18 protein-coding genes and 1 pseudogene are annotated in these 21,236 nt (G+C 59.8%); 8 read left to right on the forward strand and 11 right to left on the reverse strand.

Going from position 1 to position 21,236, the window contains the following annotated elements:
- The first annotated feature begins 43 nt into the window (after positions 1 to 43).
- The 3 genes from tsaB to HBN68_RS11570 all read left to right on the forward strand — a co-directional run bounded on the left by tsaB (position 44) and on the right by HBN68_RS11570 (position 2,103).
- Positions 44 to 721, forward strand: a complete 678-nt coding sequence (gene tsaB, locus HBN68_RS11560) for a tRNA (adenosine(37)-N6)-threonylcarbamoyltransferase complex dimerization subunit type 1 TsaB (RefSeq protein ID WP_094992448.1) — start codon at positions 44 to 46, stop codon at positions 719 to 721.
- A gap of 212 nt (positions 722 to 933) precedes the next feature.
- Complete coding sequence (locus HBN68_RS11565; protein ID WP_094992447.1) at positions 934 to 1,230, forward strand: hypothetical protein; 297 nt, start codon at positions 934 to 936, stop codon at positions 1,228 to 1,230.
- A 3-nt stretch (positions 1,231 to 1,233) separates the two neighbouring features.
- Positions 1,234 to 2,103 carry a DUF72 domain-containing protein gene (locus tag HBN68_RS11570; protein ID WP_094992446.1) on the forward strand — a complete coding sequence of 290 codons (870 nt, stop codon included), beginning with the start codon at positions 1,234 to 1,236 and terminating at the stop codon, positions 2,101 to 2,103.
- Here the strand turns inward: HBN68_RS11570 and HBN68_RS11575 are convergent.
- Positions 2,100 to 2,720, reverse strand: a complete 621-nt coding sequence (locus HBN68_RS11575) for an energy transducer TonB (protein WP_094992445.1) — start codon at positions 2,718 to 2,720, stop codon at positions 2,100 to 2,102. The two genes, HBN68_RS11570 and HBN68_RS11575, sit on opposite strands and share 4 nt — an antisense overlap.
- A gap of 93 nt (positions 2,721 to 2,813) precedes the next feature.
- Between HBN68_RS11575 and HBN68_RS11580 the strand changes: the two genes are divergently transcribed.
- Complete coding sequence (locus tag HBN68_RS11580; RefSeq protein ID WP_169964170.1) at positions 2,814 to 3,596, forward strand: class I SAM-dependent methyltransferase; 783 nt, start codon at positions 2,814 to 2,816, stop codon at positions 3,594 to 3,596.
- A 51-nt stretch (positions 3,597 to 3,647) separates the two neighbouring features.
- Here HBN68_RS11580 and HBN68_RS11585 read toward each other — a convergent pair whose 3' ends face one another.
- Positions 3,648 to 4,286, reverse strand: coding sequence for a TetR/AcrR family transcriptional regulator (locus HBN68_RS11585; RefSeq protein ID WP_169964172.1), 639 nt, complete (start codon positions 4,284 to 4,286; stop codon positions 3,648 to 3,650).
- Between the two features lie 90 nt (positions 4,287 to 4,376).
- Here HBN68_RS11585 and HBN68_RS11590 point away from each other — a divergent pair, with 90 nt between their 5' ends.
- Positions 4,377 to 5,477: an efflux RND transporter periplasmic adaptor subunit gene (locus HBN68_RS11590; RefSeq protein ID WP_169964174.1), complete on the forward strand. Its 1,101-nt coding sequence runs from the start codon at positions 4,377 to 4,379 to the stop codon at positions 5,475 to 5,477.
- Positions 5,478 to 5,482: 5 nt separating this feature from the next.
- Entirely contained in the window at positions 5,483 to 8,548 is a 3,066-nt protein-coding gene (locus HBN68_RS11595; protein WP_169964175.1) for an efflux RND transporter permease subunit, read from the forward strand.
- Between the two features lie 56 nt (positions 8,549 to 8,604).
- Here HBN68_RS11595 and HBN68_RS11600 read toward each other — a convergent pair whose 3' ends face one another.
- Together HBN68_RS11600 and plsB are read right to left on the reverse strand one after the other, a co-directional pair.
- Positions 8,605 to 9,006 (reverse strand): YbaY family lipoprotein, encoded by a 402-nt coding sequence (locus HBN68_RS11600; protein ID WP_094992440.1) that lies wholly within the window; start codon positions 9,004 to 9,006, stop codon positions 8,605 to 8,607.
- Between the two features lie 93 nt (positions 9,007 to 9,099).
- Positions 9,100 to 11,613 (reverse strand): glycerol-3-phosphate 1-O-acyltransferase PlsB, encoded by a 2,514-nt coding sequence (plsB, locus tag HBN68_RS11605; protein WP_094992439.1) that lies wholly within the window; start codon positions 11,611 to 11,613, stop codon positions 9,100 to 9,102.
- A 239-nt stretch (positions 11,614 to 11,852) separates the two neighbouring features.
- Between plsB and HBN68_RS11610 the strand changes: the two genes are divergently transcribed.
- Complete coding sequence (locus HBN68_RS11610) at positions 11,853 to 12,062, forward strand: cold-shock protein (protein ID WP_094992438.1); 210 nt, start codon at positions 11,853 to 11,855, stop codon at positions 12,060 to 12,062.
- A 117-nt stretch (positions 12,063 to 12,179) separates the two neighbouring features.
- Here HBN68_RS11610 and HBN68_RS11615 read toward each other — a convergent pair whose 3' ends face one another.
- From HBN68_RS11615 to HBN68_RS11630, 4 genes are all read right to left on the reverse strand, one after another.
- Entirely contained in the window at positions 12,180 to 12,560 is a 381-nt protein-coding gene (locus HBN68_RS11615) for a hypothetical protein (RefSeq protein ID WP_094992437.1), read from the reverse strand.
- 79 nt (positions 12,561 to 12,639) lie between these two features.
- The gene (locus HBN68_RS11620; RefSeq protein ID WP_169964177.1) at positions 12,640 to 13,449 is read right to left on the reverse strand and encodes a putative RNA methyltransferase; all 810 of its coding nucleotides are present in this window, start codon (positions 13,447 to 13,449) and stop codon (positions 12,640 to 12,642) included.
- On the reverse strand, positions 13,449 to 14,600 hold the full coding sequence (gene dapE, locus HBN68_RS11625) for a succinyl-diaminopimelate desuccinylase (RefSeq protein WP_094992435.1): 1,152 nt from the start codon (positions 14,598 to 14,600) through the stop codon (positions 13,449 to 13,451). The genes HBN68_RS11620 and dapE overlap by 1 nt, the downstream gene beginning before the upstream one ends.
- A 140-nt stretch (positions 14,601 to 14,740) precedes the next feature.
- Positions 14,741 to 17,332 carry a glycosyltransferase gene (locus tag HBN68_RS11630; protein ID WP_094992434.1) on the reverse strand — a complete coding sequence of 864 codons (2,592 nt, stop codon included), beginning with the start codon at positions 17,330 to 17,332 and terminating at the stop codon, positions 14,741 to 14,743.
- A 277-nt stretch (positions 17,333 to 17,609) separates the two neighbouring features.
- On the opposite strand from HBN68_RS11630, the pseudogene tcdA reads away from it, so the two are divergent.
- A pseudogene (gene tcdA, locus HBN68_RS11635) lies at positions 17,610 to 18,410 on the forward strand (tRNA cyclic N6-threonylcarbamoyladenosine(37) synthase TcdA); the annotation flags it as partial.
- A gap of 97 nt (positions 18,411 to 18,507) precedes the next feature.
- Here tcdA and HBN68_RS11640 read toward each other — a convergent pair.
- Genes HBN68_RS11640 through dapD form a run of 3 tightly spaced genes read right to left on the reverse strand, consistent with a single transcriptional unit; the run spans position 18,508 to position 21,211 of the window.
- On the reverse strand, positions 18,508 to 18,915 hold the full coding sequence (locus HBN68_RS11640; protein WP_094992433.1) for a SufE family protein: 408 nt from the start codon (positions 18,913 to 18,915) through the stop codon (positions 18,508 to 18,510).
- Positions 18,912 to 20,117 carry a cysteine desulfurase gene (locus HBN68_RS11645; protein ID WP_169964179.1) on the reverse strand — a complete coding sequence of 402 codons (1,206 nt, stop codon included), beginning with the start codon at positions 20,115 to 20,117 and terminating at the stop codon, positions 18,912 to 18,914. Before HBN68_RS11645 ends, HBN68_RS11640 begins: the two co-directional genes overlap by 4 nt.
- Positions 20,118 to 20,176: 59 nt before the next feature.
- The gene (gene dapD, locus HBN68_RS11650) at positions 20,177 to 21,211 is read right to left on the reverse strand and encodes a 2,3,4,5-tetrahydropyridine-2,6-dicarboxylate N-succinyltransferase (RefSeq protein ID WP_094992431.1); all 1,035 of its coding nucleotides are present in this window, start codon (positions 21,209 to 21,211) and stop codon (positions 20,177 to 20,179) included.
- Between the last annotated feature and the right edge of the window lie 25 nt (positions 21,212 to 21,236).

The raw sequence follows: 21,236 nt of genomic DNA on the forward strand, positions 1-21,236 counted from the left end.
ATACTGCGGCACTTTTTAAATTTTGATTCTGACGGGAACACCGATGAGCACCTTGCTGGCCCTGGATACCGCGACTGAAGCTTGCTCTGTTGCCTTGCTGCACGATGGCAAGGTCACGAGCCACTACGAGGTCATCCCGCGCCTGCATGCGCAAAAGCTGTTGCCGATGATCCAGACCTTGCTGGCTGAAGCGGGCGTTGAATTGTCGGCGGTCGACGCGATTGCGTTCGGTCGTGGGCCGGGCGCGTTTACCGGCGTGCGGATTGCCATCGGTGTGGTTCAGGGCCTGGCATTTGCGCTGGACCGCCCGGTATTGCCCATCTCGAACCTGGCGGTGCTGGCACAGCGCGCCCACCGTGAGCACGGTGCCACTCAAGTAGCGGCCGCGATTGATGCGCGTATGGATGAAGTGTATTGGGGGTGCTACCGCGAAGACGCGGGTGAGATGCGCCTGGTGGGGGCTGAAGCGGTACTGGCGCCTGAAGCGGCACACTTGCCTGAGGGCGCCAGCGGCGACTGGTTCGGCGCGGGCACCGGTTGGGGCTACGCCGACCGCCTGAGCCTCAAGCCATACGCCATGGAGGCGGGCATGTTGCCACACGCTGAAGACCTGTTGACCCTGGCCCGTTTTGCCTGGGCCCGTGGTGAAGCCATCGTCGCCGACGATGCACAGCCGGTGTACCTGCGCGACAAAGTCGCGACCCCCAAAGCCCGCCCCTGAACGGCCCCCTTGTTTGCATGGCGCTCGGGTGCAACGCACCCGCCCAACCTCCTGGAAACACGCGTGGCCTATGCCCCGGTCCGCCAGCATCTACACTGATCGATAGCGGGTTTTAAACCTTTTCGGGGTTTTGCAGTCTAGTGTTCACTTGGGCAATTGCTTAGTTCGGCCGGTGCCGCTAAATTGCCATCATTGCTACCGAGCTTGCAGCCATGCGAATAGACGGCTTTTCCTCACAGTCCTACCCGATCAAGCGCAAGCCGCGTAAAGGCAGCGCGCAGGTTGACGAGTCGGTGGAAGACAGTGAAATCGTCTTCGAAAACGCCCCGCAACCTTCGCGTGGATCGTCCTCGGGCGAACGTGTCAGCCAAGTGCCTGCGCGTCAGCAAGACATGATTTTTCAGCGCGTCATGAACAGAAAAGTCGCCAGCGCCCTCACCAGCTACCTGACCACCGCCGGTTTTGTTGAGTGGGACACCGAAGTGCTGGGGCTGGACCTGTACATTTGAGCCATGACTCACCCTTTACTCCCGTATTACCTTGGTTGCCCGTCCTGGAGTGATAACACCTGGCGCGAAGGCCTGTACCCGCAGAATGCCCGCTCTACGGAGTTTCTCAGCCTGTACGCCCACGTGTTCAACGCCGTCGAGGGCAACACCACGTTCTATGCCAACCCCAAGCCCAGCACTGTCGAGCGCTGGGTGCAGAGCTTGCCCGAACACTTCCGCTTTACCGCCAAGTTTCCACGTGAAATAAGCCATGGCGGTGATTTGCGCACTCAACAAGCCGCCGTGGATGACTTCTTGCAGCTCATGCAGCCGCTGGGAGCGCGTGTCGCCCCGCTGTGGCTGCAACTGCCAGCGAGCTTCGGCCCTCAGCGTCTTGCCGAGCTGGTGAGCTTTATAGACGCGCTGGAGCGGCCATTGGCGGTGGAGGTGCGTCATCCGGCGTTCTTCGAACGCGGTGACGCTGAACGGGTGCTCAATCGCGTGTTGATGGACCGGGGGGTGGAGCGCATCTGCCTTGATTCCCGTGCGCTGTTCAGTTGCACTTCGACCGACCCTGCAGTGCTTCACGCCCAATCGAAGAAGCCGCGCGTGCCACCCCGGCCGGCAGCCTTTACCCAATGCCCGCAGGTGCGCTTCATTGGCCGGCCTGAACTGCACGCCAACGATGAGTTTTTAGTGCCGTGGATTGAAAAAGTGGCGGGCTGGATCGAGGAGGGGCGTACGCCCTATGTGTTTCTTCATACGCCAGACAATCACCTGGCGCCTGAGCTGGCGCGGCGTTTTCACGCGCAATTAAGCGAACGTTTACCGGGCTTGCCTGCATTGCCAACGCTGTATGCCCCGCAAACCACCGAACAGTTGGGGCTGCTTTAAGCGGCCAGGCGCAGGTTGTTGACGATCAGCGGACGTGCCCATGCCAGATCGAAGTCCATGGCCCGCTGCTGTTCAATCAGCGTCATGGCATCGAACGGTTCGGCGGGTTTGTCCAGCAAGTCCAGCTCGAACTCGGCAATCGGCAGATGCAGCGGACGCGGCGCGGGGGCCGGGCCCGGCTCAGGCAATGGATGACCGGCCGCCATCACCAGTGGACGCACCCAGTGGCTGTCGAAGTCTTGTTGCTGCTGTTGGGCAAACAGCTCATCCGGTGGATACGGCTTGGCAATGGGCGGCAGCAAATCCAGCTCGAATTCGGCGATCGGTAAGAACAGCGCTTCGGGCGGGCGCAATTCGGTATCTTTCACCTCGCAATGGCGCTGCGTCACGATGTTGCTCAGCAGGTCACTCCCACCGCGTGGTTCGACGTCTTCCTCCACCTCAAGCGGCTCGGTTTCGAGCGCTAAACATTCGTCAGTACCGGACTGCTCGACCAATGCCTGGGCGTAGAAGTCCTTCCACAGGTGATTGACGCTGCCCGTGATTTGCGAATTGTGACGGCCAAAATCGCTAATCGGTGCGATAAAGCCTATCGATGTGGAATGAATGTCTGACATAGCTCTCGGTCGACGCCCGGGTCTGGCAAAATGCCGGATATTTCATTTATCGGCAGCGTTTGCCGATCATTAAATTTTTGAGCGTGTTTTTAAATGAGTGAGCAAACAGCGGGCTGTCGCATCATCGTCGAGGCACTGGACGAGGCATATCAAGCCTTGGCTGAGCAGTGGGCCGGGCGCCTCGGCCTGACGATGGGCCAAACAGATGCCGAGTTCGCCCTGCAAGTCTCAGCCCAGGGTTTGCAGTTACAGCAGTTGGGGCCGGATGCGCCGGGCCCGGTGCGTGTTGATTTCGTGGAGGGCGGCGCGGCTCATCGGCGCTTGTTTGGGGGGGGCACCGGGCAAATGATTGCCAAGGCTGTGGGCATTCAGCAGGGCGTACGCCCGCGGGTGCTGGACGCCACGGCAGGGTTGGGCAAGGACGCGTTTGTCCTGGCCAGCCTTGGCTGCGAAATGAGCCTCATCGAGCGCCAGCCTTTGATTGGTGCTTTGCTCGAAGATGGCTTGGCGCGAGGGCTGAATGACGCTGAGGTGGCGCCGATTGTGTCGCGCATGACCTTACTTAAAGGCAACTCCATTGAGGTGATGCGCAATTGGGAAGGCGAACCGCCGCAGGTGATTTACCTCGACCCCATGTTTCCGCACCGTGAGAAAACGGCATTAGTGAAGAAGGAAATGCGCCTTTTCCGCCCGTTGGTGGGGGACGACAACGATGCGCCCGCCCTGCTTGAGGCCGCGTTGGCACTGGCCACTCACCGCGTGGTGGTCAAGCGCCCGCGCAAAGCGCCGTGCATTGCCGGGCCAAAACCCAGCCACGCGCTGGACGGAAAATCGAGCCGTTACGATATTTATCCGAAGAAAGCGTTGAAACCCTAACGCGATGCAAGGTGCGAGTCTCCCTGTGCGGATGGGGGGAGCTCAGCCCTTTCAAACCGGTCGGTAGGCGCGCATGAACAGGTCCACGACATCCTGCACGTGGGTGTGCGCCTCATCGGTGGTTAATGGCTCGCCGTAGTCATACAACAGGCGGAAGTTAGGCCCGCCTTTTATCAGGCAAAAAAAGTGTTCCGCTGCCGCCTCAGGCTTGTCGATGTGCAACGCGCCGGTCTGGTGTATATGGTTGAGCAGTCGTCCCATCTCCAGCACGATCCGCTCTGGCCCGGCTTCGAAGAAAATCTGCGACAGCTTCGGGTCCTGGCTGCCCAACGTCATCATCAAACGATGCAGGTTGAGTGACTCCTCACTGTTGATCAGCGTGTAAAACCCTCGCGCAATGTTTAACAACACAGCGTCAACCGGTACGCCAGCGGGCAACTCAAAAAACAAATCGGGCAACTGCTCTGAGCACGTGGCCATGATCGCGGCCGAGAACAGCTTTTCTTTATCGGTGAAGTGGCTATAGACGGTCAGTTTCGAGACGCCAGCCAGATTGGCTACAGCGTCCATGCTGGTGCTGGCAAACCCTTTGCTCAAGAACAGAGATTTGGCCGCCTCAAGGATGGAATGGCGTTTTGCCATGTCTTTGGGGCGCCCGGGGGCATTGGGCATTAAAGGATGATCAGACATTTCCGTTTATTACTGGACTGGTGAGTTTGGTATTAATAACATGCCGGCCAGTATAAATATTCCAAGCCCCATAAGCGAAAGGTCGTCTCCATGTTGCGTCATGCCTTGCCCCGCGCTGTGCCTGTCTGTTTGGTGTTGTTGTTAGCCGCGTGCGGGCATGAGGAGCCTGTTCAGGTGAACATCAGTCCCGCAATCGTGGTGCAACCCCAGCCTTCGGCACTGGCCACCCACAGTTATCCGGGCGAAGTCCGTGCCCGGTTTGACCCGCAGCTGGCCTTTCGCATTCCTGGCAAGGTCACTAAACGGTTGGTCGATGAGGGCGAGCGGGTCAAGGCCAATCAACCGCTGGCCGAGCTGGACCCCCAAGACGTCCGCCTGCAGCTCGATGCCACCCGCGCTCAGGTGGCGGCCGCGCAAGCCAACCTGAATCTGGTGCGTTCGGAGCGCGACCGCTACAAAACCCTGCTGGAGCGGCAGATGGTCAGCCGCTCGCAGTTTGATAACGCTGAAAACCTCTACCGTGCGGGCGAAGCCAAGCTTCAGCAGCTGAAGGCGGAACAGGACGTGGCCAGTAATCAGGCCAGCTACGCCGTACTGCGCGCCCCGCAAGACGGCGTGATTGCGCGGCGCCAGGTTGAAGTCGGACAAGTCGTATCAGCAGGACAGACCGTTTTCACGTTGGCCGCCGACGGAGAGCGTGACGTGTTGATCAGCCTGCCGGAGCAGGCTTTCGGCCGATTCAAGACCGGACTGCCGGTGTCGGTTGAGCTGTGGTCGCAACCAGGTCAGCGCTTTAGCGGGCGGATTCGCGAACTGTCGCCCTCGGCTGATCCCCAATCGCGCACCTTTGCCGCGCGCATAGCGTTCACGGCGGGCACTGTGTCTGCCGAACTGGGGCAGAGTGCGCGGGTGTTCATTGCGCAGGATGGCGTGAACGCGCTATCCGTGCCGCTTTCAGCCCTCAGCGCGGAAAACGGCGCAACCTACGTCTGGCGTGTCGGCCAGGGCAACACCTTGCAGCACGTGGCCGTGCGGGTCGGAGCGTATGGCGAGAGCAGCGTGCCGGTACTGGAAGGACTGTCGCCCGAGGATTGGGTGGTGGCGGCGGGTGTCCATGTGTTGCACGACGGGCAGGAGATACGGCCTGTTGATCGGTCCAACCGAACGATCAACATCGCGGCGAAGGAGTAATCGCCATGGGCTTTAACCTCTCGGCGTGGGCGTTGCGTAATCGTCAGATCGTGCTGTTTTTAATGTTACTGCTGGCCATCGTTGGCGGGCTTTCCTACACCAAATTAGGCCAGAGTGAAGACCCTCCGTTCACCTTCAAGGCCATGGTCATTCGTACATTGTGGCCGGGCGCCACGGCTGAAGAAGTGTCGCGTCAGGTCACTGAGCGCATCGAAAAGAAGCTGATGGAAACCGGGGAGTACGAGCGCATTGTCTCGTTTTCGCGGCCCGGCGAGTCGCAAGTGACGTTCATGGCCCGAGACTCCATGCACTCCAACGAAATCCCCGAGCTGTGGTATCAGGTTCGAAAAAAGATCAGCGACATTCGGCACAGCTTGCCGCCGGGGATTCAGGGGCCGTTTTTCAACGACGAATTCGGTACCACATTCGGCAATATCTACAGCCTTAGCGGCGAAGGTTACGACTACGCGGTGCTCAAGGACTACGCCGATCGCATCCAGATCCAGCTGCAACGGGTAAAAGATGTAGGCAAGGTCGAACTGCTCGGCTTGCAGGACGAAAAAATCTGGATCGAACTCTCAAACCTCAAACTGGCCACGCTGGGGTTGCCGCTGGAAGCGGTACAAAAAGCACTGGAAGAACAAAATGCGGTCTCAACCGCCGGTTTTTTTGAAACCCCGACCGAGCGCGTGCAGCTGCGGGTCAGCGGTAATTTCAAAACGGTAGAAGAGATCGAGCGTTTCCCTATACGTGTGGGTGAACGCACCTTGCGCATCGAGGACGTGGCGGATGTGCGTCGTGGGTTCAATGATCCACCCGCACCGCGCATGCGCTTCATGGGCCAGGACGCGATTGGTCTGGCCGTGGCGATGAAAGACGGCGGCGACATTCTGGTGCTGGGCAAGGCGCTGGAGGCCGAGTTTTCCCGAATCCAGAAAAACCTGCCAGCCGGCTTGCAGTTGAGCAAAGTCTCGGATCAGCCCGCAGCGGTTAAAACCAGCGTGGGGGAATTCGTGCAGGTGTTGGTCGAGGCGCTGGTGATTGTGTTGCTGGTGAGTTTCTTTTCATTGGGCGTACGCACCGGCATGGTGGTGGCGCTGACCATCCCGCTGGTGCTGGCCATGACGTTTGCAGCCCTGCATTACTTCGGTATCGGTCTACACAAGATTTCGCTCGGGGCCTTGGTATTGGCGCTGGGTTTGCTGGTGGACGATGCCATCATCGCCGTTGAAATGATGGCCATCAAAATGGAGCAAGGTTACGACCGGTTCAAGGCGGCGAGTTTTGCCTGGACCAGCACGGCTTTCCCGATGCTGACCGGCACGCTGATTACAGCGGCGGGCTTTCTGCCGATTGCCATGGCGCAGTCCAGTACCGGGGAATACACGCGTTCGATTTTTCAGGTGGTGACCATAGCGTTGCTGGCGTCGTGGATCGCGGCCGTGGTGTTTGTACCTTATTTGGGGGCGTTGCTGCTCCCTGACCTGGCGAAGCGTCATGCTGCCAGACATGGCGCGGGCGAGCGTGCTCCCGACCCGTACGGCACACCGTTTTACCAACGTATCCGGCGCCTGGTGGAGTGGTGCGTGCGCCGCCGCAAAACCGTGATTGCCCTGACGGTGGTGCTGTTCCTGGGCTCAGTCGTGCTGTTCAAGTTCGTTCCGCAACAGTTCTTCCCGGCCTCCAGCCGTCTGGAGCTGATGGTGGACCTGAAGCTGGCTGAAGGCGCGTCGCTGAGCAATACCACCGAACAGGTGCAGCGCCTGGAAACCTTGCTCAAAGGCCATCCCGGCATCGTCAATTACGTGGCTTACGCCGGAACAGGCTCACCGCGTTATTACTTGCCGCTGGACCAGCAACTGCCCGCGGCCAGCTTTGCGCAATTTGTGGTGCTGGCACAGACCATTGAAGACCGCGAGCGCTTGCGCACCTGGCTGATTGACACGCTCAACGAACAGTTCCCGACGGTACGTTCGCGGGTCACCCGCCTGGAAAACGGGCCACCCGTGGGTTACCCGGTGCAGTTCCGCGTGACCGGTGAGCACATTGAAGAAGTGCGGGCGCTGGCGCGTAAAGTGGCGGCCAAGGTGCGTGAAAATCCGCATGTGGTTAACGTGCACCTGGACTGGGAAGAGCCGAGCAAGGTCGTGTACCTGAACGTCGATCAGGACCGCGCACGGGCCTTGGGCGTGAGCACTGCGAACCTGTCGCGCTTTCTGCAAAGCACGCTGTTGGGCTCGACGGTCAGCCAGTACCGGGAAGACAACGAGTTGATTGAAATCCTGTTGCGCGGTACGCCCCATGAGCGCACGGAACTGACGTCGCTGCCGAGTTTGGCGGTGCCCACGGATAACGGCCAGAGCGTCGCCTTGTCGCAGATCGCGACGCTGGAATATGGCTTCGAGGAAGGCATCATCTGGCACCGCAACCGTCTGCCCAACGTCACCGTGCGCGCCGACATTTATGGCAAGGAACAACCGGCGACCCTGGTGCAGCAGATTCTTCCCACACTTGAAAATGTGCGGGCTGAGTTGCCGGACGGTTACTTGCTGGAAGTGGGCGGTACGGTAGAGGACTCTGCGCGCGGCCAGAATTCGGTCAAGGCCGGCGTGCCACTGTTTATCGTGGTGGTACTGACCTTGCTGATGGTGCAACTGCGCAGCTTTTCGCGCATGGCGATGGTGTTCCTGACAGCGCCGCTGGGCCTGATCGGTGTAACGCTGTTCCTGCTGGTGTTCAACCAGCCGTTCGGGTTCGTGGCAATGCTGGGGACGATTGCGTTGTCGGGGATGATCATGCGCAACTCGGTGATCCTCGTGGACCAGATTGAGCAGGATAAAGCGGCGGGGCTGGATGCCTGGCAGGCGATTATCGAGGCCACGGTACGCCGGTTCCGGCCGATTGTGCTGACTGCGCTGGCGGCGGTGCTGGCGATGATCCCGCTGTCACGCAGTGTGTTCTTTGGTCCGATGGCCGTGGCGATTATGGGCGGGCTGATCGTGGCGACTGCGCTGACTTTGCTGTTTTTGCCAGCCCTGTATGCGGCGTGGTTCCGTGTGAAAAAGGTCTAAGCAACGTCTCTGCACAAGACCTGCCGCTGCGCACGGCAGGTCTTGGCGCGGGTTGATCAGTGAGCCACTTGATCGACGCGCAGACGCAGTGGCTGCAGGGTTTTTGCGTTGAGGTCCACGCTGTTGCGTTCCGTGTTGATGAAGAGCAGTTGGCCATTGTCTTCAATACGGGCGCTGATGGCATAGGTGTGGCCGGGCTTGACGCTCGCCGGGTCATACGTCAAATGGAACGGCAGCGGGACTTGGCCCTTGATCGGACCGCTTTGCTTGGCCAGCGTGACAGCCGGAGCGTCGGCCAGCGACACATCCTGCAAGCTCACTTCAAGTGTGGCGGTAGGAGGCAGGGCGATGCGTTGCAGGTAGAACACTTCGCCGTCGAGGGTGGCCTGAGGTGTTGAGTGCATTGAGCTGCATGCGCCCAGCAGGGCTGTGAGGCTGAGGATCAGGACTTTTTTCATAAAGAGGCTTCCTTTCAGTAGGCATCAAAACGATGAGGTGAATAGGGCAAGCCTGCGTGACGCCATGGGCATCAACACAGGCTTTACCGCGTTTTAAAGGTGTTTCTCGAGCGAGAGCGGCGGTTGACCCTGCTCTTCGGCGTCTTCAGCCCGGTGCAGTGCCACTTGACGGATCGACAGGCGAATCTCGGCAGGCAAGACGCGTTTGGCAGCGCCTTCGGCCAATTCGCCAAGCAACTCGTGATAGCTCAACTTGCCATTGGCATCGCGCCGCAGGACGTCTTCTTCCAGCAAGGTCTGGATAAAGTGACGGAACAGGCTCTTGTCGAAAAATTCCGGGGCGTTGAGGCCATGCAAGATCGACAGGCGTTGAGCCATCATCGTGCACAGGTCTTCCAGCTCCTCGGCGCTCAAGGTGTTTTGGCCGCTGTTGAGCAACAACGAAATGGCCATGTAAAAACGTTGCAGGGTTTGGGCGATGCTTTTGGACAGCAGCGTCAGCAACACAAAGTGCCGCGAACTCGGTGCCGGGCGCAGGTACACATCATTCTCAAAGCGCAACAGACCTTGCTCCACAAAGGCCTCAAGCCATTGATCGACCACGGCGTCCAGTTCGTCCAGCGACCAGCGGATAAACAGCTCGGATTGCAGGTACGGATAAAGAGCGCGGGTGTAACGCAGAATCTGCTCACGGGTCATGCGCGAAGCGCTTTGGAAGAAACTGGCCAGCAACGACGGCAAGGCAAAGATATGCAACACGTTGTTGCGGTAGTAGGTCATCAGGACGGCATTTTGCTCATCCAGGTACAGGATTTTACCCAGCGCATCACTTTGTTCGGACAGCAGGTCCATGTCCTTCACGTGCTCAATCAGCGCACGGCCGTCGCCTTCGGGCAAGGTGGTGTGCGGTGAATAAGGCACGCGACGCAGCAGTGCGAGGTACAGGTCCAGCACCCGCGCCATGGCGCGATCGTCCAGTGCCAGTTTGCTGGTAGACAACAACGCCAGCGCCACCAGATTGACCGGGTTGATCGCGGCTGCTTCGTTCAGGTGCTGTGCCACTTTCTCACCCAGACGATGGGTCGTGGCGTTGAGCCATTCAGGACGGTACGTCGGCCCCAATGCTTGCTGGCGCCAGTCTGGCTGCTCATGGTCGAGAAATTCGGCCAGTTTGATCGGCTCGCCGAAGTTGACGGCTACCTGGCCAAAACGCTGCTTGAGGGCACCGATGACTTTGAAAATGTCGAAAATCGACTCTTTCTTCTTGCTCGCCCCGCGCAGTTCGCCCAGGTAAGTACGGCCTTCAAGCACCCGCTCGTAGCCGATGTACACCGGTACGAACACGATGGGCATGCGCGACGAGCGCAGGAAGCTGCGCAGGGTGATGGCCAGCATGCCGGTCTTGGGTTGCAGCATGCGCCCGGTGCGCGAGCGTCCGCCTTCGACGAAGTACTCCACCGGGAAGCCTTTGGTGAACAGTGTGTGCAGGTACTCGTTGAATACCGAGGTGTACAGCGGGTTGCCCTTGAATGTGCGGCGCATGAAAAACGCGCCGCCGCGGCGCAACAGGCTGCCAATAACCGGCATGTTGAGGTTGATCCCGGCCGCGATGTGCGGTGGGGTCAGGCCGTTGCGGAACAGCAAGTAGGACAGCAGCAAATAGTCGATGTGGCTGCGGTGACACGGGACGTAGATGATTTCGTGACCTTGCGCGACGTCTTGCACACCTTCGATGTGGTTAACCTTGATCCCGTCGTAAATCTTGTTCCAGAACCAGCTCAGCACCACTTCCAGAAAGCGGATAGCGGTGTAGGTGTAATCGGAGGCGATTTCGTTGGCGTAACGCAGCGCCTGGGCCTTGGCTTTATCGACCGAGATGTTTTCACGCCGCGCTTCATCGAGGATTGCCTGACGCACGGCCGGTTCGTTGATCAGGCCTTTGACCAGGTTGCGACGGTGCGACAGGTCGGGGCCGATCACAGCGGTTTTCAGATTGCGAAAGTGCACCCGCAGGATGCGCTGGGCCATGCGCACGGTGCGTTCGTGACCTTTGTTGTGGTCGACCAGTTCGCGCAAGTGAATGGGCGCAGAAAACTGCACGCGGGTCTTGCGGCCCAGAATCAGGATGCGCAGCAAACGGCGCAGGCGCCCGGTGACGGCCCAGCTGTCGGCGAACAACAGCTTCCAGGGGCTCGATTCGCTGTCGGGGGATTGGCCCCAGAACACGCTGACCGGGATGATTTGCGCATCTTCGCCGGGGTGCAGCGTCAGGCTGTCCACCAGTCGGGTGAGGGTCGGCGGAGCGCCGCGCTTGTCCTGACGGCCCAGCCAGTCGGGCTCGGGCGTCAAGTAGAAGAACGCGGCAGGCTCGACCATCTGCCCGACGGCCACCGGCAGCACCGGGCGCGGCAGGCCCGCCTTGGTGCACTCGGCATCAACCACGGCCAGTTCGGTAATGGAGGGCGATTGCAGGACGTAGAACACTGGCCGGCTGCGGTCCAGGTTCAGGGTGAAAGACGACTGATTAATCGTCTCCGAGCGTACCCATAGGTACAGCAGGCGACGCAGGGCGCCAAACACAAGACGGCGAAACGGGGAACGGGTCATACGGCTTCTGCATGAGTGGATTAAAACGAGTGCTTACTCGGTCGCGTAGTGTGCCGTATCTCTGGAAAATCGGCAAAAAAGCAGCGAAGTAATATTGATTGAGTGTTTTTCTCGCTGACTTATACTCGGTGCACTTTCGCCAAGAAGTGTAAGACGTTTTCAGCAAAGTATAAGTTCGAGCGAAAGTTCTCGAAGGGCTGAATGAGCAAGCCCATTAAAAACAATAAGGGGATGCAAGTATGACTACGCGGTTAACCGGCAATGTGAAATGGTTCAACGACGCCAAAGGCTATGGGTTCATTCAGTGTGACGGTGGCGCTGATGTGTTTGTGCACTACCGTGCCATTCGCGGCGAAGGCCATCGCTCGCTGGCGGAAGGGCAGCAGGTTGAATACACCCAGGTGAGGGGGGACAAAGGGCTACAAGCCGAGGATGTGGTGGGCCTGTAATCGCCACGTGTAGTCGCTGCTGCAGGCCGGGTAACAGGCCGCAGGACTTCCGCTGTTGCGGACCTCGGCACTGCTGGCCTGTCACACCCTGCAGCAGCCACTACGCGTTTGAGTGTTTCAGGAACCGGTTTTCCAGGTGATTTCTTCTTCACCGTCTGCGCTGATGCGAATCCAGCGGTCAGCGTCTGCCTCGCCCTGTTCTTCTGCCCAACTGCCCGGCGCGCAACGCACTTCGATGTTGAGCGCCGCAAACGCGGCCTTGGCGCAGGCGATGTCGTCTTCCCACGGCGTTTGGTCACTGTCCAGGAGCAGGCTGTTCCATTTGCCGACGGCTTTGGGAAACCATGTCACAGGCACTTTGCCCGCCGTGCATTTATAGGTATTGCCTTTCTTAGTCCATTTCGAGCATTCGCCCAGCACGTCTGACAGCCAGGCTTCGACGTCTTTGTAAGTAACGTCGGAATCCTTCAGGTAAATCTCGATATCGGGTTGGCGCATGGATGTCCTCACTGCGTGTCTGAAAAATCCACTCGCGGATTAGTCGGGCCAAGGGGAGCTCCCTTGGCCGTTAAGTCGGTTATTGAAGCACGAAAAAATCGTAGCGCATGGACACGGTCACGATTAACGGCTCAGGGTGTTCGATGACAGCTGCGCGACGTTCGGCACTGGCGCGCCAGCCGTGTGGCGTCATGGCCAACAAATTGGCACGGTCCTGCGGCTCGCTCAGGTGCAATTCAAATGTCAGTGTTTCACTGTGTTGCAGCTGCATGCCTTCGGGAATCAGCGCCAAATGCTTATCGTCGGCGTAATCGCGAACTTCGTCGTACAGGCGCTCGCGCAACTCCATCAGGTGCCCGCGGGTCGGGCCTACACGCATCAGGCCGCCGCCGGGGCTGAGCAAGCGCTTGGCTTCCAGCCAGTCCAGCGGGCTGAAGACGCTGGCCAAAAACTGGCAGCTGGCGTCTGCCAACGGCACGCGGGCCATGCTGGCGATAAGCCAGGTCAGCTGCGGGTTGCGTTTGCAGGCGCGTTTAACGGCTTCGCGGGAAATATCCAGCGCATAGCCATCAGCGTGAGGCAAGGCTTCAGCGATTTGGGCGGTGTAGTACCCCTCGCCACAACCGATGTCGAGCCAGCGCTGCGGCGCGCGTTCGGCTGCCAGTTCCGCCAGGCGCTTGGCCACGGGGGCGTAATGCCCCGCATTGAGGAAGTCGCGACGCGCTTCAACCATGGCCTGATTGTCACCGGGGTCGCGGCTGTTTTTATGCTGCACCGGCAGCAGGTTCAGGTAACCCTGACGCGCACGGTCAAAACGATGGCCTGCCGGGCAGACCACGCCATTATCGACCGCCGTCAGCGGTTCGGAGCAAATAGGGCAGGCGAGCATCAGGCGAGCAACTTGATCAGGGTTTGGTAGTAGATTTCGGTCAGCACGTCGAGGTCGCTGGCCAGCACGCGTTCGTTGACCTGGTGGATTGTCGCGTTGACCGGCCCCAGCTCAACCACTTGCGTCCCGAGGGTGGCAATAAAGCGCCCGTCCGAGGTGCCGCCGCTGGTGGAGGCTTTGGTTTCACGGCCGGTGACTTGCTTGATGCTCGACGAGACGGCGTCCAGCAGGGCGCCGGGTTCGGTGAGGAACGGCAGCCCCGACAACGCCCACTCGATGTGCCAGTCCAGGCCATGCTTATCGAGAATGTCGGCCACGCGCTGCTGCAACCCTTCGACTGTGGACTCGGTGGAAAAACGGAAGTTGAACACGGCCACCAGTTCGCCGGGAATCACGTTGGTCGCGCCAGTCCCCGAGTTGAGGTTGGAGATCTGGAAGCTGGTCGGCGGGAAGAAGTCGTTGCCGTTGTCCCAGTGCTCGGCGGCCAGTTCGGCCAATGCCGGGGCGGCCAGGTGAATCGGGTTTTTCGCCAAGTGGGGGTAGGCTACGTGACCTTGAACGCCGCGTACCGTGAGCTTGGCGCCCAGAGAGCCGCGGCGACCATTTTTAACCACGTCGCCCACCAGCGTCGTGCTCGACGGTTCGCCCACGATGCACCAGTCCAGACGCTCTTTGCGCGCAGCAAAACGCTCAACCACGGCTTTAGTGCCGTGATGAGCCGGGCCTTCTTCGTCGCTGGTAATCAGAAAAGCGACTGACCCCTTGTGGTCCGGATAATCCGCCACGAAGCGTTCAGCGGCCACCAGCATGGCGGCCAGGCTGCCTTTCATGTCCGCAGCACCACGCCCGCACAGCATGCCGTGCTCGTCGATCAGCGCATCAAACGGGTCGTTCTGCCAGGCTTGCACCGGGCCGGTCGGCACCACGTCGGTGTGACCGGCAAAGCACAGCACCGGGCCATCCTGTTTGCCGTGGGTGGCCCAAAAATTGTCCACGTCTTCAATACGCATCGGTTCCAGTTTGAAACCGGCATCACCCAGGCGCTGCATCATCAGCTTCTGGCAATCGGCGTCGATTGGCGTCACGGAAGGGCGACGGATCAGATCGCAAGCAAGTTGCAGGGTCGGCGAGAGGTCGGCGTGGGCCGTCATGGTGGTGGACTCCGAAGCTGGGCGTGTAAGGGCGCAGGATTGATCGCGAGCACGCTCGCGCCTGCAGGGCTGGCGCCAAAGGGCGGTTATCTTAAAGCAAAACGGCGACCAGAGGCCGCCGTTTAGTGGTTGCTGTCAATTTATGCAGCAGGCAGTTCTTCAGACGCTTCCACCGGTTTTGGCAGAGAGGACATAAAGGCCATCACCAGAGCCGCCAGATACGGCAGCGATTGCACCAGCAACATCACCACCCAGAAACGCATGTCGTTGCTTGGCAGCCCCTGGACGAAAAAGATCCCGACCGCGGCGCCCCAGAGCAGCAGCATGATGAACACTTCTTCCCGTGCTTCCGAGATCGCCACCCAGAAGCCGTGGTTGTCGGCGTTCTTGGGGGTACGGAAAAACGGAATGCTGGTGGTGAAAAATCCGTACAGCACCGCTTTGGCGATGGTGTGCGATAACGCCAATCCGGCCAGTGCTGCGGCAAATGCATCCTTGAGGTTGACCCCCACGGCGCGGCGGTACAGGAAGATGATCTTGCCGACCTTGAACACAAACAGCGCCAGCGGCGGGATGGCAAAAATCAGCAACGGCGGGTCGACGCGTGTCGGTACGATGATCATCGCTGCCGACCACAACAGGGCGCCAACGGTGAAGAAAATATTCATGCCGTCAGCCACCCACGGCAACCAGCCCGCGAGGAAGTGATAACGCTGCCCCCGGGTCAGTTGAGACCCCTTTCCCCACAGCAGGCTGGCGGCGTGGCGCTTGATGATCTGGATCGCTCCGTAGGCCCAGCGGAATCGCTGTTTCTTGAAGTCGATGAAGGTATCGGGCATCAGCCCTTTGCCGTAGCTGTTGTGGGAATAGGCAGCGGAATAGCCTTTTTCGAATACCCGCAGGCCCAGCTCGGCATCTTCACAAATACACCAGTCGGCCCAGCCCAGTTCTTCGAGCACTGAGCGGCGGGTCATGGTCATGGTGCCGTGCTGGATGATCGCGTCGCGGTCGTTACGGGTCACCATGCCGATGTGGAAGAACCCTTTGTACTCGGAGTAGCAGAGCTTTTTGAAGGTGCTTTCAGTCTGATCGCGGTAGTCCTGCGGTGACTGCACGATAGCGATTTTCGGATCGGCGAAGTGCGGCACCATGTGTTTGAGCCAGTTACGGTCCACACAGTAATCGGAATCGATGACGGCGATGACTTCGGCGTCCGGCGCGGTGTGCGGGATCAGGTAGTTCAACGCGCCCCCCTTGAAGCCGGCGAGCGGGGCCACGTGGAAGAACTTGAAGCGCGGGCCTAGGGTGGCGCAGTAGTCACGGACCGGTTCCCAGACCGCCGGGTCCTTGGTGTTGTTGTCGATGATCAACACTTCGAAGTCCGGGTAATCGAGGTTGGCCAGCGCGTCGAGGGTCTGTTTCACCATCGCGGGCGGCTCGTTGTAGCACGGCACGTGAATAGAGACCTTGGGTCGGTAAGCATCGTCGCTCTCGACCGGTAAGAATTCCCTGCGCCTCTTGCGAATCCACACGGCTTCCGCCAGTTCGTGCGCTTCGGTCAGCAGCACGATAAACACCCCGAGGGCACCGAGCCCGAGCAGGAAACCCACGGTAAGGCTGAACCAGGTGCTGTATTGCTGGCTGTAGTCATAACCGATCCACACCAGTACCGACCCGCACAGGAACGCGGTGAACGTCAGGAAGGTGCGACCACGCTGGCGCAACGCCGAGCCATCAATCAGCAACAGCGCGAGCGACAGCAGGCCCATGACCACCGAGCCAATGGCCAGGACGCGCCATTGCGGGATCGCCACGACCGGACCTTCGAAGTTGAATTTCTGCTGGCGGGCGGCGTTGTACACGCCCCAGTAGGCGCCCACAGAGCCTTCGTCACTGGCCTTCCACGGCTGGTCGAACGCTTCGATGACGAAATAGTTGTAGCCCCGGCGGTTCAGGGTGTTGACCAGGTTACGCAGGTAAATGGCCTGATCGGCCGGGCTGGCATCTGCACCGCCGCGCATGCGGCCGTTGCTTGGCCAGCCAACTTCCGACAGCAGCAATGGTTTTTTCGGGAACAGCTTTTTCAGGTCCCGGGCACGGTCCAGTACGAATTCACCGGCCTTGTCCACCGGGATAAATTCCCAGTACGGCAGGATGTGCGCGGCAATCAAGTCTACGTGCTTGGCCAGTTGCGGGTATTTCTCCCAAATGTGCCATTGCTCGGACGTGGTCACGGGCACTTTGACGGCTGCGCGCACCCGGTCGAGCAGCACGATCAGCTCTTCGGGGGTGATCTCTTCACGGAACAGGGCTTCGTTGCCGACCACCACGCGTACAACGCTGCGTGAGTTGTTGGCCAGTTCGATGGCTTTTTGGATTTCGCGCTCATTGCGCTCTTTGTCAGGGCTGATCCAGATACCGATCGTGACCCGCAAACCGAACTCTTCCGCCAGCTTGGGGATGTCCCCCAACGTGCCGTCGACCGAATAGGTACGAATGTTGTCGGTCAGCTTGCTCATGATCTCCAGGTCGCGACGCATTTCATCGTCGGACGGGTACTGGTCTTTCTGCGGGTACTGGCCTTGTTGAAACGGCGAGTACGAAAAACCGGAGATTTGCTCGGGCCAGTTGGGCGCAGAGACCGGGCGATTGATAAGCGCCCAGAAGCCGGTGAAGAGTGCGGCAATGGCCAGAACCACCACCAGATTGAGTCCAAATTTACGCGATGACATAACTATTTCGGGTTCCAAAGGGAGTGGAACGAAGATCGGTCGGCAGGTGCCAAACGGCGCGCATCCTACACTGCGTTTTCACTGGGCGTACAGCAGGCGGCGAAAGGTTGGGCATTTGGCAGCGATAGTCGACTTAAGTTCTTTCTTTATTACTTGTAGCTCTTATCTTGTTGCTTAGTAGGTTATTAAAGCAGGCTTAGTCGGAAGTCTTGTAGGAAATGTACTCAAGCGTCGCAAGACACCCCTATAATGCGCGCCGGTTTTTGGGGTGGTGGTTATGAGTACAGAAGATCCGCGGTTTGCCGGTGTCGCCCGGTTGTATGGTCTGGAAGGCATGGATCGGCTGCGCTGTGCCCATGTGGCAATCGTGGGCGTGGGCGGTGTCGGTTCGTGGGCAGCCGAAGCCATCGCCCGCTGCGGCGTGGGTGAAATTTCGCTCTTCGACCTTGATGACGTGTGCGTCAGCAATACCAATCGGCAACTGCATGCTTTGAGCTCGACCGTTGGTCGGGACAAAGTCGAGGTGATGGCCGAGCGCCTGCGTGAGATCAACCCTGTGTGCACGGTGCATGCGGTGGCTGATTTCGTGACCCGTGAAACCATGGCCGAGTACATCACCCCGGACATCGATTGCGTGATCGACTGTATTGACAGCGTGAATGCGAAAGCGGCGCTGATTGCCTGGTGCAAGCGCCGCAAGATTCAGATCATCACCACCGGTGGTGCGGGCGGGCAAATCGACCCTACGTTGATTCAAGTGTGCGACCTGAACCGTACTTTCAACGATCCGCTGGCCTCAAAAGTGCGCTCCACCTTGCGTCGCGATTACGGGTTCTCGCGCACGGTGACCCGTCACTACAGCGTGCCCTGTGTGTTCTCGACTGAGCAACTGCGCTATCCCAAGCCGGATGGCAGCATTTGCTTGCAGAAAAGTTTTGTCGGGGATGGCGTCAAGCTGGACTGTGCTGGTGGGTTCGGCGCGGTGATGATGGTGACAGCGACCTTCGGCATGGTCGCGGCCACCAAGGCGGTGGACAAAATCGTGGCGGGGGTGCGTCGCCCCTCAGAAAAGCTGAAGCAACAACAGAGTATTCAGCCTGACCCGCTCCCACCGGCAGCGGCGTCTGACGGTGTGAACTCAGAAAAACCAGCAGCCTGAACGGGCTGCGGGGCTGTTAGCTGAGCGCCAGTTCCCGCATCCGCTGTAACACGGCGTTCAGGCCGTTGCTGCGTGATGGGGACAGTTGACGGCTTAGACCCAACTGTTCGAACCAGGCGGGTAAATCCACGTGTTTGAGTTCTTCGCCCGTCAAGCCGTTAACCCGCGTCAGCAGCAGTGCCACCAGCCCGCGAATCAAGCGAGCATCGCTGCTGGCGGCAAACTGCCAGTGACCGTCTTTCAGTTCACCGACCAGCCATACCTGGCTTTCGCAGCCGTGCACGCGATTGGCATCTGTCTTGGCGTGCTCATCCAGCGCAGGCAGATGCTGGCCCCATTGCATCAGCAAGCGGGCGCGCTGCTCCCAGCCCGAACACTGTTCAAAGCTGTCGAGCGCCGCTTGCGCGTCTGCGGGTAAGGTCATCGCAGTAACTCCAGTGCCTGATCCAGCGCGACGAAGAATCTCTCCAGGTCTTCAGAATCGTTGTACAGCGCCAGCGAGACGCGAATGGCGCCTGCCAAACCCATGCTTTTAAGGAGTGGCATTGCGCAGTGATGGCCAGCGCGGACTGCTATCCCTTGTTCGGTGAGCAAATGCGCCAGATCGGCGTTGTGCACCCCATCCACCACGAAACTGACGAGTGCCAGTTGCGGGTTGCCCAGCAGGCGAACGCCCTTGCGCTGCTTCAGGCCTTCTACCAGCAGGGCGTGCAAGGCGGCTTCGTGAACGTCAACGGCCCGCTGATCCAGGCTTGCCAGATAGCTTAAGGTCGCGCCCAGGCCGATCACGCTGGCAATCGGCGGGGTGCCCGCTTCAAAACCCAAGGGCGCCGGGCGGAAGGTTGCGTGGTGGTAGTCGGCGTCTTGCACCATCTCGCCACCCAATTGCCAGTGCCGCAGGCGGGCAAAGGCGTCATGGCGCCCGAAGAGCACGCCCAGCCCGTCCGGGCCATAGAGCTTATGGCTGGAGAAAACATAGAAGTCGCAACCCAGCGCCTGCACATCGTGCCGACCGTGCACCACGCCCTGTGCGCCATCGACCACGGTCAGCGCATTCTGTGCCCTGGCCAGTGACAGCAAGGCAGGCAAGGGCTGCCATACGCCAAGGACGTTGGACAGCTGGCTGACGGCCAGCAGGCGGGTGCGCGGGGTGATTAGTTCGGCGGCGGCTTGCAGGTCAATGATGCCGTCATCGTTAAGCGGCAAAATCACCAGTTTGAGGTGTTTGCGCTGGGCCAGCTGTTGCCACGGCAGCAGGTTGGCGTGGTGTTCAAGGGCGCTGATGACGATTTCATCGCCCGCTGCAAATTGATGTTCCAGCCCATAGGCCAGTAGATTCAGTGCCGAGGTCGCGCCGTGGGTGAAAACCACGGTGCCGCAGTCGCTGGCGTTCAGCCAGTTAGCGACTTTTGTACGGCTGTTTTCGAACGCCTGGGTTGCGTGGGCGCCCGGTAAATGTTGGGCCCGGTGCACATTGGCGGCGCCACTGGCGTAGTAGTGCGTCAGTGCGTCGAGCAGGGCCTGGGGTTTTTGTGTGGTAGCAGCGTTGTCCAGATAGGTCTGGTCTTGACGCTGCAAGGCGGCGATGGCCGGAAAGTCAGCCCGCCAGGGAGAAGACAAAAACATGGTGTTCAGGGCTCAGTTGACGAGGCCGGAAGCCGGCCCCGTCAGTGGCAGACAGACGCTTAGTTGTGAGCGTGCAGGGCTTCATTCAGCTCGATGGCCGACTTGTGGGTTTTGCATTCCACAGCGCCGGTTTCGGAGTTACGACGGAACAGCAGGTCAGGTTGACCGGCCAGTTCACGCGCCTTGACCACTTTGACCAGTTGGTTATGTTCGTCCAGCAAGGCCACTTTGGTGCCAGCGGTCACGTACAGGCCAGATTCCACTGTGTTGCGGTCGCCCAGCGGGATGCCGATACCGGCGTTGGCGCCGATCAAGCAGCCTTCGCCGACCTTGATCACGATGTTGCCACCGCCCGACAGGGTGCCCATGGTCGAGCAGCCGCCGCCCAGGTCCGAGCCCTTGCCGACGAATACGCCTGCCGATACACGGCCTTCGATCATGCCCGGGCCTTCAGTGCCAGCGTTGAAGTTAACGAAACCTTCGTGCATCACGGTGGTGCCTTCCCCGATGTAAGCACCCAGACGCAGACGGGCCGCGTCAGCGATGCGCACGCCAGCCGGAACAACGTAGTCGGTCATTTTCGGGAACTTGTCGACCGAGAATACTTCCAGCAGCTCGCCACGCAGGCGGGCTTCGAGTTGACGCTCAGCCAGCTCGCTCAGGTCGATGGCACCCTGGCTGGTCCAGGCGACGTTTGGCAGCAGCGGGAACACACCCGCCAGGCTCAGGCCGTGGGGCTTGACCAGGCGGTGCGACAACAAGTGCAGCTTGAGGTATGCCTCTGGGGTGGAGGTCAGGGCAGCGTCTTCGGCCAGCAACGTGGCGACCAGCGGCTTGTGGCTTTCAGCCAGACGGGTCAGCAGGGCTGCCTGGGCCGCGTCCACAGGTTTGGCGGCTTCAGCCATCTGGGCGGCCTGGGCCGTGGTGAAGGTGATTGCCTGATTGCCGCCGGTGTAGCCCAGGATCGGGGCGATGGCGGCGATCAGCTCGGCCGACGGGTTGAGCAGGGGCTGTGCGTAGAACACTTCCAGCCATGCGCCTTGACGGTTTTGGGTGCCGACGCCGAAGGCTGCGCTGAACAGGGTAGTAGACATGCAATTACCTCTTACAAAAATAAAT

It is taken from the genome of Pseudomonas sp. WS 5078, from assembly GCF_012985745.1.
In the GTDB taxonomy this organism is placed as follows: domain Bacteria; phylum Pseudomonadota; class Gammaproteobacteria; order Pseudomonadales; family Pseudomonadaceae; genus Aquipseudomonas; species Aquipseudomonas lundensis_A.

Bases quoted from the DNA above. Each gene is read 5' to 3' on its own strand.
- HBN68_RS11645 (WP_169964179.1), bottom strand. From the start codon at position 20,117: ATGTTTTTGTCTTCTCCCTGGCGGGCTGACTTTCCGGCCATCGCCGCC.
- HBN68_RS11595 (WP_169964175.1), top strand. From the start codon at position 5,483: ATGGGCTTTAACCTCTCGGCGTGGGCGTTGCGTAATCGTCAGATCGTG.
- HBN68_RS11590 (WP_169964174.1), top strand. From the start codon at position 4,377: ATGTTGCGTCATGCCTTGCCCCGCGCTGTGCCTGTCTGTTTGGTGTTG.
- dapD (WP_094992431.1), bottom strand. From the start codon at position 21,211: ATGTCTACTACCCTGTTCAGCGCAGCCTTCGGCGTCGGCACCCAAAAC.
- HBN68_RS11575 (WP_094992445.1), bottom strand. From the start codon at position 2,720: ATGTCAGACATTCATTCCACATCGATAGGCTTTATCGCACCGATTAGC.
- HBN68_RS11570 (WP_094992446.1), top strand. From the start codon at position 1,234: ATGACTCACCCTTTACTCCCGTATTACCTTGGTTGCCCGTCCTGGAGT.
- HBN68_RS11600 (WP_094992440.1), bottom strand. From the start codon at position 9,006: ATGAAAAAAGTCCTGATCCTCAGCCTCACAGCCCTGCTGGGCGCATGC.
- HBN68_RS11640 (WP_094992433.1), bottom strand. From the start codon at position 18,915: ATGACCTTACCCGCAGACGCGCAAGCGGCGCTCGACAGCTTTGAACAG.
- HBN68_RS11620 (WP_169964177.1), bottom strand. From the start codon at position 13,449: ATGCTCGCCTGCCCTATTTGCTCCGAACCGCTGACGGCGGTCGATAAT.
- HBN68_RS11565 (WP_094992447.1), top strand. From the start codon at position 934: ATGCGAATAGACGGCTTTTCCTCACAGTCCTACCCGATCAAGCGCAAG.
- dapE (WP_094992435.1), bottom strand. From the start codon at position 14,600: ATGACGGCCCACGCCGACCTCTCGCCGACCCTGCAACTTGCTTGCGAT.
- HBN68_RS11615 (WP_094992437.1), bottom strand. From the start codon at position 12,560: ATGCGCCAACCCGATATCGAGATTTACCTGAAGGATTCCGACGTTACT.
- HBN68_RS11630 (WP_094992434.1), bottom strand. From the start codon at position 17,332: ATGTCATCGCGTAAATTTGGACTCAATCTGGTGGTGGTTCTGGCCATT.
- plsB (WP_094992439.1), bottom strand. From the start codon at position 11,613: ATGACCCGTTCCCCGTTTCGCCGTCTTGTGTTTGGCGCCCTGCGTCGC.
- HBN68_RS11585 (WP_169964172.1), bottom strand. From the start codon at position 4,286: ATGTCTGATCATCCTTTAATGCCCAATGCCCCCGGGCGCCCCAAAGAC.
- tsaB (WP_094992448.1), top strand. From the start codon at position 44: ATGAGCACCTTGCTGGCCCTGGATACCGCGACTGAAGCTTGCTCTGTT.
- HBN68_RS11580 (WP_169964170.1), top strand. From the start codon at position 2,814: ATGAGTGAGCAAACAGCGGGCTGTCGCATCATCGTCGAGGCACTGGAC.
- HBN68_RS11610 (WP_094992438.1), top strand. From the start codon at position 11,853: ATGACTACGCGGTTAACCGGCAATGTGAAATGGTTCAACGACGCCAAA.